This window comes from Cupriavidus sp. 01L43, assembly GCF_056399925.1.
Genome location: NZ_JBFTSH010000005.1, coordinates 1 through 14,191, shown reverse-complemented (window position 1 = coordinate 14,191; position 14,191 = coordinate 1). Strand labels below are relative to the sequence as shown.

Sequence of the window (14,191 nt, the reverse complement as noted above, 5' to 3'; positions counted from 1 at the left end):
CGGGAAGGCGTTGGAACAGACGATGGAAGGGGCGAAGAACAGCAGCGCGGGCGGGCGGACAGGCAGGCGGACAAGCGAGCTGGTGCGCGCGCGGGCGGACGACTGGCATGACGGTAGCTCCTCGACAGTGTGATCAGGAGTGCGCAGTATCGCCCGGAATCCGCCGCGCGCGGCAGTGGACAGGAGGGGGGTCAGTCGCGCAGGCCGGTGCGGGTCTCGTTTTCCACCCACACGTTGGCGCTGTCTCCGCCCATCGGCGACAGGTCCATGCGGTACTCATAGCGGTCGGGCCGGTACTGGCCCAGCAGCAGCTGCACCGGGCGGCCGGCCTTGTCGAGCACCACGCGGCGCACGGCCAGCAGCGCGCCACCCACGGGTACGTCCAGCAGCGGGGCCACCACCACGTCGGCCAGGCGCGCGGTCAGCACCTGGCTGGCGCGGCCAAGCTCCACGCCGGCGGCCTCCAGCAGGCGCAGGATCGGCGTGCCTTCCAGATCCTTGCGTTGCAGCGGGCGGCCCAGGTCCACGGGCAGGTAGACGGTGATATGCGAGAGCGGACGGTCGCGGTAGTGGCGCACGCGCACGACCTTCACCACGGGGTCGCCCGGTTCGATCTTGAGCGCCTCGGCCACATCGGGGGTGGCGTGCACTTCGTCGATCGAGATCACCTTGACGGCGGTCTTCTCGCCCATGTCGATGATGTTGCCGAGCAGGCTGGTGGTGCGCTCTTCGGTGGCGGCCGGCTTCACCGGATGCGGGTTCACGAAGGTCCCCAGGCCACGATGACGCCGCACGAGACCTTCCTGCACCAGGCGGTCGAACACGCGGCGCATGGTCACGCGGGAGGCGTGAAACTGCTTGGCGAGGTCGATCTCGCCCGGCAGCGGGCCCTGCCCGAAACGGCCTTCCACGATCTGCTGGCGGAGGACTACGTAAATCTGGTGATACAGGGGAACGACGGCTTCACTCATGGTTTCCCTTGCGGATGCGCTGACAAGTCCTAGACGAGACTAATGTACGTTAAATCAGACATAGAGCCTAGCATGAAACAGGCTGGCGGCGCTCTGAGCACTCCGTACGCCCGCATTTGTTGCGGTCCCGCATCGCCGGCGCGGCGCGCGCAAGAAAGGCCCGCCGCCGGGCGGGATTCCCTCTGAAAGCCGGTGCTCACGTCGCACTGGCGCCGGGGCGCGGGGTAGGGTGCCTATCAGGGATTGCAATTCTTGACATATCAGGCACTTCGCACAGGCCATGTGATTGCGTAGCGGTCACCTCGGCCCGGCTGTTTCACCGCCGTAACGGGCCGCAGCGTTGCGGGGTTCCCCTAGGCGCCGCGCCAAGCCACTGAAAAATCACGGTTTTTTCGCAATTGCACGGGTCCCCCACGCAGCCATGCGGCTGGCGGTGTCTCAACGGTGTGACATGTCTACTGCGGTTCACAGCATCGCAGCATCGCCGGAGATGGGTGGCCGCTAGAAAAGTTCCCGGTCACCGGTTGGTAGCCCTTGTATTTCAACGGATTACACGGCGCGGGGCGCCCGCTGGCACTGTTTGTGCGCAAGGGGAGGCTGGTCTGGTCCCGTGCCGGACCTGAACCTCCAGCCGATGTTCTCGAGAGCGCCGGCCGGAGGCTGAGCCGCAGCACAAACTTCCTGGGAGCATCGTATGAAAAAGACATTACTGGCGTCGGCGATCACATTGGCCTTCTTTGGTAGCCAGGCCTATGCGAACCCGACAACCAACAACGACTCGGGCGAGGGCGACAACACGCAGACCGCCACCGCAACTTCCACCCAAGGCGATGGCGCCAACGCCAACGAAAATTCCACTGCGACTCAGGACAACAGCACCACTACCACCAACAGGACTTCGAACAGGACCGCCACGCTGACGCTCAACAAGACGTCCACCCGCGTCAGCACCCGCGTTCGCCAGAGCGTGGATGGCTACGGTAATGCCGCGGCGGCCAATGGCGGCACGGCCACGTCGTCGATCGCCAACTCCTTCAACTCGACCAAGGCCATCGCCGTCAGCCGACTCAGCGGCACGGTGTCCGGCAATACCATCAGCAACATCGGCAACTATGCCACCAACAGCGGCAATGCCAATGGCGCTACGGGTGGTGCAGGCGGCCGTGGGGTTGGCGGCACCGGCGAAGGCGGCAGCGGCGGCAATGGCGGCAACGGCGGCAATAGCGGCAATGGCGGCTCGGGCGGTTCGGGCGGCAGCGCCACCAACGGCAGCGCCAACAACGGCAGTGCCACCAATGGCAGCGCCACGGCAGGCAATGGCGGTCGTGGCGGCAACGCCAGCGGCAGCGCCGGTGATGGCGGCAACGCCCGCGCGAGCGGCGGCAGCTCCCTCAGCGCCAGCCTTGGCGTGGGTGGCCGTGGCGGCTCGGCCCTTGCGGGTGCTGGCGGCGGCTACAGCGGCGCGATTGGCGGCGACGGTGGCCGTGGCGGTGGCGCACTGGGCGCCGGCGGCAGCGCACTGGGCGCTGGCGGCGGGGCACTGGGCGCAGCCGCGGCACTGGGCGGCAGCAGCGGTGCCGGCAGCGCGGCCAGAGAGCGCGGCGATGGCGCTGGTGGCTCCAGCACGGCCACGGCCGGCGCAGGCGGCACGGGCACGACCGGTGCGGTATCGGCGAGCGGTGGTGCCGGTAGCGGCACGGGCGGCTCGGGTTCGGGCACGGGCGGCGCAGGCGCGGCCGGCGGCACGGGCACCTCGACGGCAGTGGGCGGCACGGCCACGGGCTCGGGCGGCGCCGGCGGCGCAGGCACGGGCGGTGCGGCAACGGCCACGGCTGGCGCGGCAACGGCCTCGGGCGGCGCAGGCGGCGCGCAAACCAGCACTGCCGGCAACGGCGGCACGGGCGGCGCGGCGGCCAATGGCAGCGCCACATCGTCGGCCTCGAACGGTAGCGCCACGGCCGGCAACGGCGCTGTGGGTGCCGCATCGGGCACGGGCGGTGCAGGCGGCGCCGGTGGCGTGGGCAATGGCGGCGCGGGCGGTACCGGCAACGGTGCAGTCGGCGGCGCTGGCGGCAACGGCGGCTACAACGTCGTCGATGCTGGCGCCTTCAACATGTCCAACACCATGACCAGCGTCGGGCAATCCGCCGCAGGCGTCATGATCGCCAGCCAGAACAGCGGCATGGCGTCGCTGGTGCAGCAAAGCGTCAACGTCCAGGCGAACGTGAATGCCGGTCGCTAAGTCCGAGTGAGTCCTCCGGCTTCGGCCGGAGGCTTGCACGGTTGGCATTCGAGATGACGGGTATCCCGGCGCCTGCAAGGGCCGGGATGCTTGTCTGTCGAGGTGCCTGGGAGGTCCGATACCGTGGCCCGGATGGGAGCCGCGAGGTCGGAACAAGAGGGAGACGCACCATGTGTTCGCATCGCTCCGCTGTCATGGCAGTCACGACAGCTCTCCTGGCCTGGCCGTTCGCCCAGGCTGTAGCAGGACCACCGACCGCCGAGGCATCGGCCGTGGCGGTGGCCAGCAGTGAATCGGGCGCAGCCACCGCGGTGGCCGGCGCAGCGGCAAGCGTCACGGCGGTCAAGCCGGACGCGGCACCCAGGAACAATCTGTTCGGCACCACGGCACGCGCGGTTGGCAGCGACAAGCTGGACGGCGTACGCGGCGGCTCCGAACTCGTCGTCAACGACATGCGCCTGCACGGCACCGTGGCGGACAACGCCGCCATCAACACGCTGTCTGGCAGCAACATCGTTTCCGATGGCGCGTTCTCGAACGCGGCGGGCTTGCCCACCGTGATCCAGAATTCGGGCAATAACGTGCTGATCCAGAACGCGACCATCCTCAACGTCCAGTTCAAATGATCATGCGCCGCCTGTTGCTGGCCGCCGCTACCGTGGCGGCGACGCTGGGGAGCTTCTCCGCTGCCCGCGCCGACTACATCAACGTGCCCGCCGACGGCGGCAAGAACTACTACGTGCCGGTCACCAGCCTCCGCGAGGCCCGGTATCGCACCACCATCCGCCAGCAGTTCGACTTCAGTTGCGGCTCGGCCGCCATCGCGACGCTGCTGACCTACCAATACGGCTACCCGGTCACGGAGCAGGTGGTCTTTGCCAACATGTACGTCAACGGCGACCAGGCCAAGATTCGGGCCGAAGGGTTCTCGCTGCTCGACATGAAGCGCTTTCTGGAGTCGCGCGGGTTCCTGGCCGATGGCTACGAACTGCCGCTCTCCAAGCTGGAGGAAACGCAGGTACCGGCGATCGTGCTGATCGTCGAGAACGGCTATCACCACTTCGTCGTGGTGAAGGGCGTGAAGGGCAACCGCGTGCTGATCGGTGATCCGGCACGTGGCACGCGCGCGCTGGAGCGGGAGCATTTCGAGCGGATCTGGGACAGCCAGCTGCTGTTCGTGATCCACAACCGCACAGAAAACGCGCGCTTCAATCTGGTGTCCGACTGGCGCGTCGCGCCCTCGGGCCCCTACTCTTCGGGGATCAACCGCGACAGCCTGTATTTCACCGTCATGCCCAAGCATGGCGTGAACGATTTCTGAGTCGAGGAGCAGTCATGGTCCTGACAACCGCTTCACCCGCACTCCGGCGCAGAGCCGGCAGTGCGGCGGCGATGGCCTTGCTGGGCGCGGGTCTGGCCTGCGCCGGCAATGCCTACGCCGACATGGGTGCGCCCATGCCCGATACGGCAATCGACATCGCGCTGAGCGCGACCGCCGACGTCCCTACCGTGCCCGCAGCGCCGGAACTCCCGGCCGTGGCCGTGTCCCATGCCATCGATCTGCCAGCGATGCCCACGCAAGTGGAGCTGGCCGCCGATATCCCCGTGCCGCCGCCCGTTGAACGCGTGGCGGCACCTTCCGTTAACCCTGTTGTCCCTGTTGCCCAAGCGCCTGCGTCCGAGGGACCGGTGGCCAGGGCCCCCACGGCGAAGCACCGCGCAGCCGAGGATCCGCTGGCAAAGGCCATGACCGTTGCCACGCGCGACCCCGACGCGCCGGTGACCGATGCACGCGGCGGCATGGCCAAATGGAAACCGGTGGCGCAGGCGCGGCTAGACAAGCAGCGTGGCGGGTTTGACGTGGCCGGCCTGCAGGTCAGCTTCGGCATCGACCGCGCGGTCTTCGTCAACGGCGCGCTGGCCGTGGCGACCAGCATCAACATTCCCGATGTGAGCCGCATCACGGCGGCGCAGGCGCAGCAGCTGCAAGCCACGCTGGGCGGCGTGGCGGCTGCCGTAGCCAACGCCAACAACGCCGCCACCGGCGCCGTGGCAGCCGCCAATGCCGCGGCCGCCAATGCACAGGGTGCGGCGGGCGCGGCGGGGCAGTCGGCCACCGCCACGGCCAATGGCGCGACGGCCAGCGCGCAGGGCGCGGCAGGCACGGCCCAGGCAGCCGCCAACGCGGCGGCGCAGGGTGCCAATGCCACGGCGCAGGGCGCGGCGGGCATGGCCTCGCAGGCCGTGGCCACGGCCACCGGCACGGTGACCACCAATGGCCTGTCGAACGTCGTGCAGAACGGCGCAGGCAATACGGCCAACGTTGGTGCGATGGCGAACATGCCGAGCACGGTGATCCAGAATACGCTTAACAACCAGAGCATCCAGAGCCTGATGACAATCAACGCCAGCGTGAACACGCTGGCGGCGTTCCGCACGCAGATGGCAAATACTGCGCTGAACAGTGTCATCCAAAGGACAGCCAGCATGAGGTAAGTCGCGAATACGCGGACAAGCGGTACAGGTTGCGGGCTCCTGCGAGACAGCCCGCCGTCCCCGGGGGAGGAAGACGTCATGAAGAAGCGTTCGCTGCAGGGCATCCGTTTTGCCGGCTGCTCGACGATGCTGTTGCTGGGCGGCATGAGCCACGCCCAGACACCGCCGGACGCGGGGCCACCGGCCGCCGCCCGGCTGGAGACGCTGCAGAAGGAGCTGACCGAACAGTCCCGGCAGCTCGAAGCCATGAAGCGCGCGCTGGCGGAGCAGGAAGCCACCATCCGCGAGCTGCGCAATACCATCAGCCCCGACTCCCTCGCGCGCAAGCGCGGCGGCCAGCGTACCGGCGCCGATGTGTCCACCAACTCGGCCGCCGCGGCCGCCGGCAGCAGCGCCACCCAGATCAACAACACGGTGCAGCAGGGCATGCAGCAGCAGGCCCAGCAGCAGCCTGCGGGGCCGGGCGATCCGCAGAACCAGGCCCCGCCAGACAACGTGGCGCAGGGCGCCCAGCAGGGCGAGTCCCTCGCCGGCGCCGAGGAGCCGGTGGGCCGCGCGCCGGTGTCGGACGGCCGTCCGCCCGAGATCGCCCCGATCTTCGACCAGCCTGGCGTGCTGACGGCCCAGGGCAGCCTGGTGGTGGAACCGAGCTTCCAGTACGGCTATTCGTCGAACAACCGCGTGGCGCTGGTCGGCTACACGGTGATCCCGGCCGTGCTGATCGGCCTGATCGATGTGCGCGAGGTGAAGACCACCACCTACCTCAGCGCGGTGGCGTTCCGCTACGGCCTGACCAAGCGGCTCGAGATCGAAGCCAAGGTCCCCTACGTCAGCGCGAAGTCGCAGACCGTGAGCCGGGAAGTCTTCACCGGCAGCGCGTTCGACAACGTGTTCAACTCCAGCGGCAACGGCCTGGGCGACGTGGAGGCGACGCTGCGCTACCAGCTCAACTACGGCAACGAGAAGATGCCGTACTTCATCGGCTGGCTCCGCTACAAGTCGAATACCGGGAAAGATCCGTTCGAAGTGGTGACCGATTGCGTGACGCGCTGCGTCAGCAATACCACCGGCACCGGCCTGCCGCTGGGCATGCCGACGGGTACCGGCTTCCAGGCGATCCAGCCGGGCGTGACCTGGCTGCTGCCGACCGATCCGGCGGTGTTCTTCGGCACCTTCAGCTACCTGCACAACTTCGCGCGGGACAACGTCAGCCGCACCGTGCTGAACGGCCAGACCGAGTCGCTGGGCAAGATCGCCCCGGGGGACATCTTCCAGTTCAACTTCGGCATGGGCCTTTCGCTGAACGAGCATGCCTCGTTCAGTATCGGCTATGACCAGAGCATCATCTGGCCGACCAAGCAGAACGGGCAGACCATTCCGGGCTCGGTGCGCATCACGCAGGGCACGTTGCTGGTGGGCTACTCGTACCGCTTCAGCCAACGCTATACCCTGAACCTGTCGGTGGGCGCCGGCCTGACCCGCGACACGCCGGACCTGACTGTCACGCTGCGTCTGCCGATCACATTCTGACGCAGGCAGATAGCGCGAGGTGACGCGCGGCGCGCATGCGCGATGTTTCAAGCGCGCGTCACCACGGAGCGTGCCGCAGCGCGCCTTGCAACCGGTCTGCGAACGGAGTAGAACGAACTATCCCGTCCCGCACCGACGGATACCCAAGCCGGGGCGGCCTGAGCCTGAAGAGGAGACTAGCCATGCGCAAACGCATCTTCTGGTTGTTGCCCGACCTGCCAAGCGCCCGCCGCACCATGGACGACTTGCTGCTGGCCCGCATCGAGAATAGCCACATCCATTTCGTGGCGCGCGATGGGTCAGACATGACCGGATTGCATGAGGCGAACCTGTTCCAGACCTCCGACATCGTCCACGCCGCCGAGATGGGGCTGATGGTGGGCGGTGGCGTGGGGATCGTGGCCGGTGTGGTGGTGGCGATGTTCCCTATCGTCAGCGACACGCCGCAGTGGGGCCTGGTCGGCGTGCTGGCCGTGCTGGGCGCGGTGTTCGGGGCCTGGGCCTCGAGCATGATCGGCAGTTCGGCCCCCAACAGCCGGCTGCGCGCCTTCGAGAAGGACATCGAGGACGGCAAGCTGCTGCTGATGGTGGACGTGCCGCGTGGCCGCATCGAGGAAATCGAGATGCTGCTCCAGCGCGCCCATCCGGAAGCCCGCTTCGCCGGGATGGACCCCGCAGTGCCGGCGTTCCCCTGAGCCCTTCCTGGGCTCTTCACGGAACGCTTCGCTGCATTGCAACGCTTAGCCTGCGCGCCCCCGTGGCGCGCCCCGGCGCACGGCTTGTCGTGCGCCATGCTGCGGCCACACCCGCGCCGTCACCCGGAGCTTTCCCGGCAAACGGTGTGCTGCCGCAGCAACACCCCTCCCGACCCTCCCCCCCTGGATGTTTGAACATTTACCCCCGTTGAGGTAAGTTGCGGGCATCGCACGGTCGTCCCCACGGGGCGCGCCGTGTGCCGCAGCGGCAAAAAATTACTAGTCAGCCAGCAGCTTTTGGAGGGGTCACAATGAACGCAAGGAGCTTTGCGTGCGGCATGCTTGCCGCCACGCTGGGGTTTGTCGCGCCCGTGGCGGTGCACACCGCGCACGCGGAACCGGGGATCAGCAAGGGCACCATCCGCATCGGCCAGTCGGCTGGCGTGACCGGCCCGGTAGCCGGCTCGGTCAAGGAGCAGATCGCCGGGGCGCAGGTTTACCTGAAGACCGTCAACGCCAACGGCGGCGTGGCCGGGCGCCGCATCGAGCTGGTGACCTACGACGATGGCTTCGACGCCAAGCGCACCCCCGACAACGTCCGCAAGCTGATTGCCGAGGACAAGGTCTTCGCGCTGTTCATGGTGCGCGGCACGCCGCAGAACGAAAGCATCCTGCCGATCATCGGCGCGGAGAAGGTGCCGCTGGTGGCCCCGCTGACCGGCGCCATCACGCTGCATCGCCCGGTCAACCGCTACGTGTTCAACGTGCGCGCCAAGTACCAGGACGAAGTGGCCCGCGCCATCAACCACCTCGCCACCTCCGGCATGAGCCGGATCGCCATCTTCTACGCCAACGACGGCTTCGGGCAGGACGTGTTCGAAGGCTTCACCACCGCCCTTCAGGCGCGCGGCGTGCAGCCGGCGGCGGCGGCCTCGTTCAACCGGCCGATGGGCGATATCGGCCAGGGCGTGGCCAACGTCCACAAGGCCAATCCGCAGGCCGTGATGGTGATCGGCTCGGGTTCGGAAGCCGCGCGCATCATCAAGGAACTGAAGCGCGCCGGCAGCGAGGCGCAGTTCGTCACGCTCTCCAACAACGCCGCCGACTCCTTCATCAAGGAACTGGGCGATGACGGGCGCGGGCTGATCATCACGCAGGTGGTGCCGGGCATGAACTCCAGCCAGATGAGCATCGCCAGCGAGTACCGCAGCATGGCCAAGGCCCAGAACGTGGAGCCGAGCAACGCGGGCATGGAAGGCTTCATGTCGGCCAAGGTGCTTGTGGAAGGGCTGCGCCGCGCCGGCGCGGAGCCCACGCGCGAGAAGCTCGTGACCGCGCTGGAAGGCCTGCGCGACTACGACCTCGGCGGCATCCTGATCAGCTACAGCGCCACGCGCCACACCGGCTCGTCGTTCGTCGAGATGTCGATCGTCTCGTCGACGGGCAAGCTGATTCGCTGACGCATCAGGGAACCCCCGGCGCCATGCCGGGGTGTTTTTCCGGCTGCTGCGCTGCGGTATAGTCGCCGCATGCCGATTTCCACCGCAGTCTCCCCGTCCCCCTTTTCTCTCGATGGCCGCGTCGCGCTGGTCACCGGCGGCGCGCAGGGCCTTGGCCGCGCGATTGCCGCCGGCCTGGCCGCCGCGGGCGCCCACGTGCTGGTCTGCGCGCGCAGCGCCGACCGCGTGGCGGACACCGTGGCGCAGTTGCAGGCCAGTGGCGGCAGCGCCGAAGCCCTGCCGCTCGACATCACCGACGAAGCCGCCGTCGCCGCCACCTTCGCGGCGCTCGCCACCCGGCCGGGCCGGCTCGACATCCTGGTCAACAACGCCGGCACCCGCAACCGCGCTTCCATGGTCGATCTCGACGCTGGTGACCTGCGCGCCATGCTCGAGACCAATCTTGTCGCGCCCTACACGCTGTGCCGCCACGCTGCGCAACTGATGCAGCGCGGGCAGTACGGGCGCATCGTCAATGTCTCGTCGATCGCCGGGCAGGTGGCGCGCGCCAACGACGTGCTCTACCCGGCCACCAAGGGCGGGCTGGACGCCCTCACGCGCGCCATGGCGGCCGATCTGGGCCGCCACGGCATCACCGTCAACGCCATCGCGCCCGGCTACTTCGCCACCGAGCCGAACCAGTCGATGGTGGCGGACGGCACGGTCGCCGAATGGCTGCGCAACCGGACCTCGCTGGGCCGCTGGGGCCAGCCGGACGAAGTGGCCGGCGCGGCGGTCTTCCTCGCCTCACCGGCGGCATCGTACGTCAGCGGGCAGGTGCTGGCCGTCGATGGCGGCTACCTCGGCCACTTCTGACGCAGGCAGTCGATCATCGCCGCCGCGGCGGGCGAATCGCCCCGCTCCTTGAGCCGCACCAGGCAGATGTCGCGCACCAGCGACGGCATCTGCAACGGCCGCACCGCCAGCCCCTCGCGCCGGAACTGGAACAGCGCCAGCGCCGGCACCACCGACACCCCCAGCCCCGCCTCCACCAGCGCCGCCACTGTGGCCAGATGCTCCACCTCCATCACGCCATTGACCCGCAGCGGGTGTAGCGCCGCATCCAGGTGCTGGCGCACGCTGCTCGTGCGGGAGAGCTGGATGAAGGGCAGCCCGGCCAGCGCCTGCGGCGCGATGCGCCGCTTTGCCGCGAGCGGATGGTCTGCCGGGCAGACCAGATGGAAGTTGTCGTGGACCAGCGGCTCGATGCGCAGGTCGGCATCCTGGGCCGGCGCCGGGGCCAGCGCGAAGTCCGCCTGCCCGCGCCGCACGAGATCGATGCAGCCATCGGCCAGTTGATCGTGCAACTCCAGCGAGATGCCGGGGTAGCGGCGATGGAAGTCCGCGAGCAGCGGCGGCAGGTCGCCGCCCGCCAGCGAGGGCAGGGCGGCGATGGCCACGCGGCCCTTGCGGCGCTCGGCGTGGTCGCGCAGGTCCTCGAACGCCGTCTCGAAGTCGGCCAGCAGGCGGCGCGCCACTTCCTCGAAGCGGCGGCCGTCCGCGCTCAGCTCCACATGGCGCGTGGTGCGCTCGAACAGCCGGCTGCCGGCCTGCTCTTCCAGCGTCTGCACCAGCGTGCTGAAAGCCGACTGGGAGAGGTGGCACGCCTGCGCCGCGCGCGTGAAATTGCGGTGCGTGGCCAGCGCCACGAAGGCGCGCAGGTGCTTGACCGACAGGTTCGGGATCATGGCGGGCTGGATCTATCCACAGAACCGATAGATTAATCCAAATGATCTGTTTGATGGTGGGAGCGGCGAAGCCTAGAATCGGATCGCCTTCCCCCCTCTTCCGCGAACGCCCATGACTGCTCCCCTGCTGATCGGCTCCGGCGCCGGCTTCTCCGGTGACCGTACCGATGCCGCCTTGCCCGTGGTGCGCACGCTGATCGCCGCCGGCGGCCCGGCGGCCCTGATTTTCGAGACGCTGGCCGAGCGCACGCTGGCGCTGGCGCAACTTGCGCGGCGCAGCGATCCCGAGCATGGCTACGAGCCGCTGCTCGACCAACTCCTGACGCCCGTGCTCGGCCTGTGCCTGGGCAACGGCATCCCCATCGTCGGCAACTTCGGCGCGGCCAACCCGCGCGCGGCGGCGCGCCGTATCGGCACGCTGGCGGCGCAGCTTGGCCTCGCGGCACCGCGCGTGGCCGTGGTGGAGGGCGACGACCTCTCGCACGACGCCGGCCGCGCCGTGCTGCGCGGCATCGTGGGCCCGTCCTTCCCGGAAGCGCGCTTCGTCTGCGCCAACGCCTATATCGGCGCGCGCGGCATTGCCGATGCCCTGCGCGACGGCGCGCAGGTCGTGGTCTGCGGCCGCGTGGCCGACCCCGCCCTGGCCGTGGGGCCAGCCATGGCGCACTTCGGCTGGGCCTGGGACGACTGGGACCGCCTGGCCGCCGCCACCATGGCCGGCCACCTGCTCGAATGCGGCGCCCAGGTCAGCGGTGGCTACTTTGCCGATCCGGGCATGAAGGACGTGCCCGACGTGCACGCGGTGGGCTTCCCCATCGCCCAGCTCGACGCCGACGGCCGCATCGAGATCTTCAAGGCGGCCAACACTGGCGGCTGCGTGGACCTCCGCACGGTGAAGGAGCAGCTGCTGTACGAAGTCCACGACCCGAGCGCCTACCTGACGCCGGACGTGGTGGCCGACATCGGCGCCGTGACCGTGTCCCAGATCGGCCCGGACCGCGTGGCGGTGCGCAACATCCACGGCCACCCCCGGCCCGAGCAGCTCAAGGCCAACCTGTTCTATCAGGGCGGATGGTTCGCGGAGGGCGAGATTTCCTATGCGGGGCCCAACGCGGCGGCGCGCGCCCGGCTGGCGGCCGACATCCTGCGCAAGCGGATGCAGGGCCTCGGCCACGATGTGCCGATTCGCTTCGACCTGATTGGCGTGCTGAGCGTGTTTGCCGACGATGGCGGCGCCATGCTGGCGGCGCCCCAGCCGGGCGAGGCGGCCGCGCAGGACGTGCGCCTGCGCGCCGCGCTCGCCCACGAGGACAAGGCGGTGGCCCAGACGCTGCTGCGCGAGGTCAACGCGCTCTACACCTGCGGCCCGGCCGGCGGCGGCGGCGTGCGCACCGCGCTGCGCGCGCGGCTCAATGCGATGTCGTGCCTGGTGCCGCGCGATGCGGTGTCGCCCACCCACGTCCTCGTTGCCTGACCGGAGACCGCCATGACTGCCACCACCGCCGCCACCGCCCCGCTCTACCAGTTTGCCCACGGCCGCACCGGCGACAAGGGCGACCGCTCCAATATCAGCGTCATCGCCTACGACGCGCGCGACTTCGATCACCTCGTGACCCATGTGACCGAAGACGCCGTGCGGGCCCTGTTCGCCCACCGCCAGCCCACGGCGGTGAAGCGCTACGTCGTGCCGTCCATCCAGGCGATGAATTTTGTCATCGATGGCGTGCTCGACGGCGGCGTCAACGACGCCCTCAATCTCGACACGCACGGCAAGGCGCTCGCGTTCCTGCTGCTGGGCCTGCCGATTCCCGTGCCGCCGCGCCTTGCCGCCGGCACTTCCTGATCGATTCTTCGCTTTTTTCTGATCTAGCGACCTCTTACAACAAATCGAGGAGACAACGATGTACGGATTCCGCAGCCCGCTTACCCTGGTCGCGCTCGCCTGCCTGGCCCTGCCGGCCGGCAGCGCCTGGGCCGAATACCCCGACAAGCCGATCCGCTTCGTCGTGCCGTTCGCGGCCGGCAGCGCCACGGACCAGCTCGCGCGCGCCGTGGGCCAGGCCATTACCGTGGACAGCAAGGTCACCGTGGTGGTGGACAACAAGCCCGGCGCCAACGGCTTCATCGCCGCCAGCGACGTCGCCAAGGCCAGCCCGGACGGCTACACGGTGCTGATCACCACCAACACCACCCACGCGGCCAACGAGCACCTGTTCAAGAAGCTGCCCTACGACCCCGTGAAGGACTACGCGCCTGTGACGGCGCTGGGCCGGGGCGGCCAGATCATGGTGGTGAACCCGCAGGTGCCGGCCAAGACCGTGGGCGAGTTCATCGCGCTGGCCAAGAAGGAGCCGGGCAAGCTGAGCTTCGGCAGCGGCAGTTCGTCGTCGCGGATCGCGGGCGAGCTGTTCCAGCAGATGGCACACGTGCAGCTGCTGCACGTGCCCTACAAGAGCAATCCGCTGGCGATTACCGACCTGCTCGGCAACCAGATCCAGATGATGATCACGGACACCGCTACCGGCCTGCCGCAGGTGAAGTCGGGCAAGCTGCGCGCGCTGGGCGTGTCGGGAAAGGCGCGCTCGCCGCTGGCGCCGGACGTGCCGACCATCGACGAGGCAGGGGTGAAGGGCTACGAGATGAGCTACTGGTTCGCGGCCTACGCACCGGCCGGCACGCCACCGGCGGTGGTGACCAAGCTCAACCAGCTGCTGGTGAAGGCGGCGAAGAGCGACACCGCGTCCACGTTCTATCAGTCAACCGGGACCGAGGTGTTCACGAGCACGCCGGCCGAGCTGGCCAAGTTCCAGGGTCAGGAATCGGCCAAATGGGGCCGGATCATCAAGTCGGCGAACATCCAGCCGGAGTAATCCGCCCACGCAGAAACGGGTACGCCCGCTGCTATGAAAAGACGCCCGCTATTGTGAACTGACCCCCAGAAGTTGGACGGTTGATGGCTAGGCCGGAAAGGGCTGAGTCCTGTATTGCACGGGACTCAGCCCTTTTAGTTTGAGCTTGATGCGGTCATGATTGTAGTAGTGAATGTATTGGCGCAGTCCATCCTGCAGTT

14 protein-coding genes are annotated in these 14,191 nt (G+C 68.5%); 11 read left to right on the top strand and 3 right to left on the bottom strand.

The features are described 5' to 3' along the window. Nucleotides 1-191: 191 nt before the first annotated feature. The gene (locus tag AC1DP9_RS10735) at nucleotides 192-971 is read right to left on the bottom strand and encodes a GntR family transcriptional regulator (RefSeq protein ID WP_092294266.1); all 780 of its coding nucleotides are present in this window, start codon (nucleotides 969-971) and stop codon (nucleotides 192-194) included. A 694-nt stretch (nucleotides 972-1,665) separates the two neighbouring features. On the opposite strand from AC1DP9_RS10735, the gene AC1DP9_RS10730 reads away from it, so the two are divergent. The 8 genes from AC1DP9_RS10730 to AC1DP9_RS10695 all read left to right on the top strand — a co-directional run bounded on the left by AC1DP9_RS10730 (nucleotide 1,666) and on the right by AC1DP9_RS10695 (nucleotide 10,249). Next, a complete protein-coding gene (locus AC1DP9_RS10730) occupies nucleotides 1,666-3,213 on the top strand; it encodes a hypothetical protein (RefSeq protein WP_477107320.1) in 1,548 nt (515 codons plus the stop codon). 170 nt (nucleotides 3,214-3,383) lie between these two features. Further along, nucleotides 3,384-3,839, top strand: coding sequence for a hypothetical protein (locus AC1DP9_RS10725; RefSeq protein ID WP_092294269.1), 456 nt, complete (start codon nucleotides 3,384-3,386; stop codon nucleotides 3,837-3,839). Further along, nucleotides 3,836-4,534, top strand: a complete 699-nt coding sequence (locus AC1DP9_RS10720; RefSeq protein WP_092294271.1) for a C39 family peptidase — start codon at nucleotides 3,836-3,838, stop codon at nucleotides 4,532-4,534. Before AC1DP9_RS10725 ends, AC1DP9_RS10720 begins: the two co-directional genes overlap by 4 nt. A 14-nt stretch (nucleotides 4,535-4,548) precedes the next feature. Next, nucleotides 4,549-5,709, top strand: coding sequence for a hypothetical protein (locus AC1DP9_RS10715; protein WP_477107319.1), 1,161 nt, complete (start codon nucleotides 4,549-4,551; stop codon nucleotides 5,707-5,709). A gap of 78 nt (nucleotides 5,710-5,787) precedes the next feature. Then, on the top strand, nucleotides 5,788-7,239 hold the full coding sequence (locus tag AC1DP9_RS10710) for an acetate kinase (protein ID WP_477107318.1): 1,452 nt from the start codon (nucleotides 5,788-5,790) through the stop codon (nucleotides 7,237-7,239). Nucleotides 7,240-7,421: 182 nt separating this feature from the next. Next, the gene (locus tag AC1DP9_RS10705; protein WP_441644634.1) at nucleotides 7,422-7,934 is read left to right on the top strand and encodes a DUF1269 domain-containing protein; all 513 of its coding nucleotides are present in this window, start codon (nucleotides 7,422-7,424) and stop codon (nucleotides 7,932-7,934) included. A 311-nt stretch (nucleotides 7,935-8,245) separates the two neighbouring features. Then, nucleotides 8,246-9,394, top strand: coding sequence for an ABC transporter substrate-binding protein (locus AC1DP9_RS10700; protein WP_441593789.1), 1,149 nt, complete (start codon nucleotides 8,246-8,248; stop codon nucleotides 9,392-9,394). A gap of 69 nt (nucleotides 9,395-9,463) precedes the next feature. Further along, complete coding sequence (locus AC1DP9_RS10695) at nucleotides 9,464-10,249, top strand: SDR family oxidoreductase (RefSeq protein WP_092294281.1); 786 nt, start codon at nucleotides 9,464-9,466, stop codon at nucleotides 10,247-10,249. Here AC1DP9_RS10695 and AC1DP9_RS10690 read toward each other — a convergent pair. Further along, complete coding sequence (locus tag AC1DP9_RS10690) at nucleotides 10,231-11,121, bottom strand: LysR substrate-binding domain-containing protein (RefSeq protein WP_477107317.1); 891 nt, start codon at nucleotides 11,119-11,121, stop codon at nucleotides 10,231-10,233. The two genes, AC1DP9_RS10695 and AC1DP9_RS10690, sit on opposite strands and share 19 nt — an antisense overlap. Before the next feature lie 112 nt (nucleotides 11,122-11,233). Here AC1DP9_RS10690 and AC1DP9_RS10685 point away from each other — a divergent pair, with 112 nt between their 5' ends. The 3 genes from AC1DP9_RS10685 to AC1DP9_RS10675 are packed head-to-tail and all read left to right on the top strand — an operon-like array spanning nucleotide 11,234 to nucleotide 13,991. Beyond that, entirely contained in the window at nucleotides 11,234-12,595 is a 1,362-nt protein-coding gene (locus tag AC1DP9_RS10685; protein ID WP_477107316.1) for an acyclic terpene utilization AtuA family protein, read from the top strand. Between the two features lie 12 nt (nucleotides 12,596-12,607). Next, nucleotides 12,608-12,964, top strand: a complete 357-nt coding sequence (locus tag AC1DP9_RS10680) for an AtuA-related protein (protein ID WP_092294287.1) — start codon at nucleotides 12,608-12,610, stop codon at nucleotides 12,962-12,964. 58 nt (nucleotides 12,965-13,022) lie between these two features. Continuing rightward, nucleotides 13,023-13,991 (top strand): Bug family tripartite tricarboxylate transporter substrate binding protein, encoded by a 969-nt coding sequence (locus AC1DP9_RS10675; RefSeq protein ID WP_441593784.1) that lies wholly within the window; start codon nucleotides 13,023-13,025, stop codon nucleotides 13,989-13,991. Nucleotides 13,992-14,078: 87 nt separating this feature from the next. On the opposite strand, the gene AC1DP9_RS10670 is transcribed toward AC1DP9_RS10675, so the two are convergent. Further along, nucleotides 14,079-14,191: IS3 family transposase (locus AC1DP9_RS10670; protein WP_284454490.1), on the bottom strand; the 113-nt coding region annotated here is incomplete at its 5' end.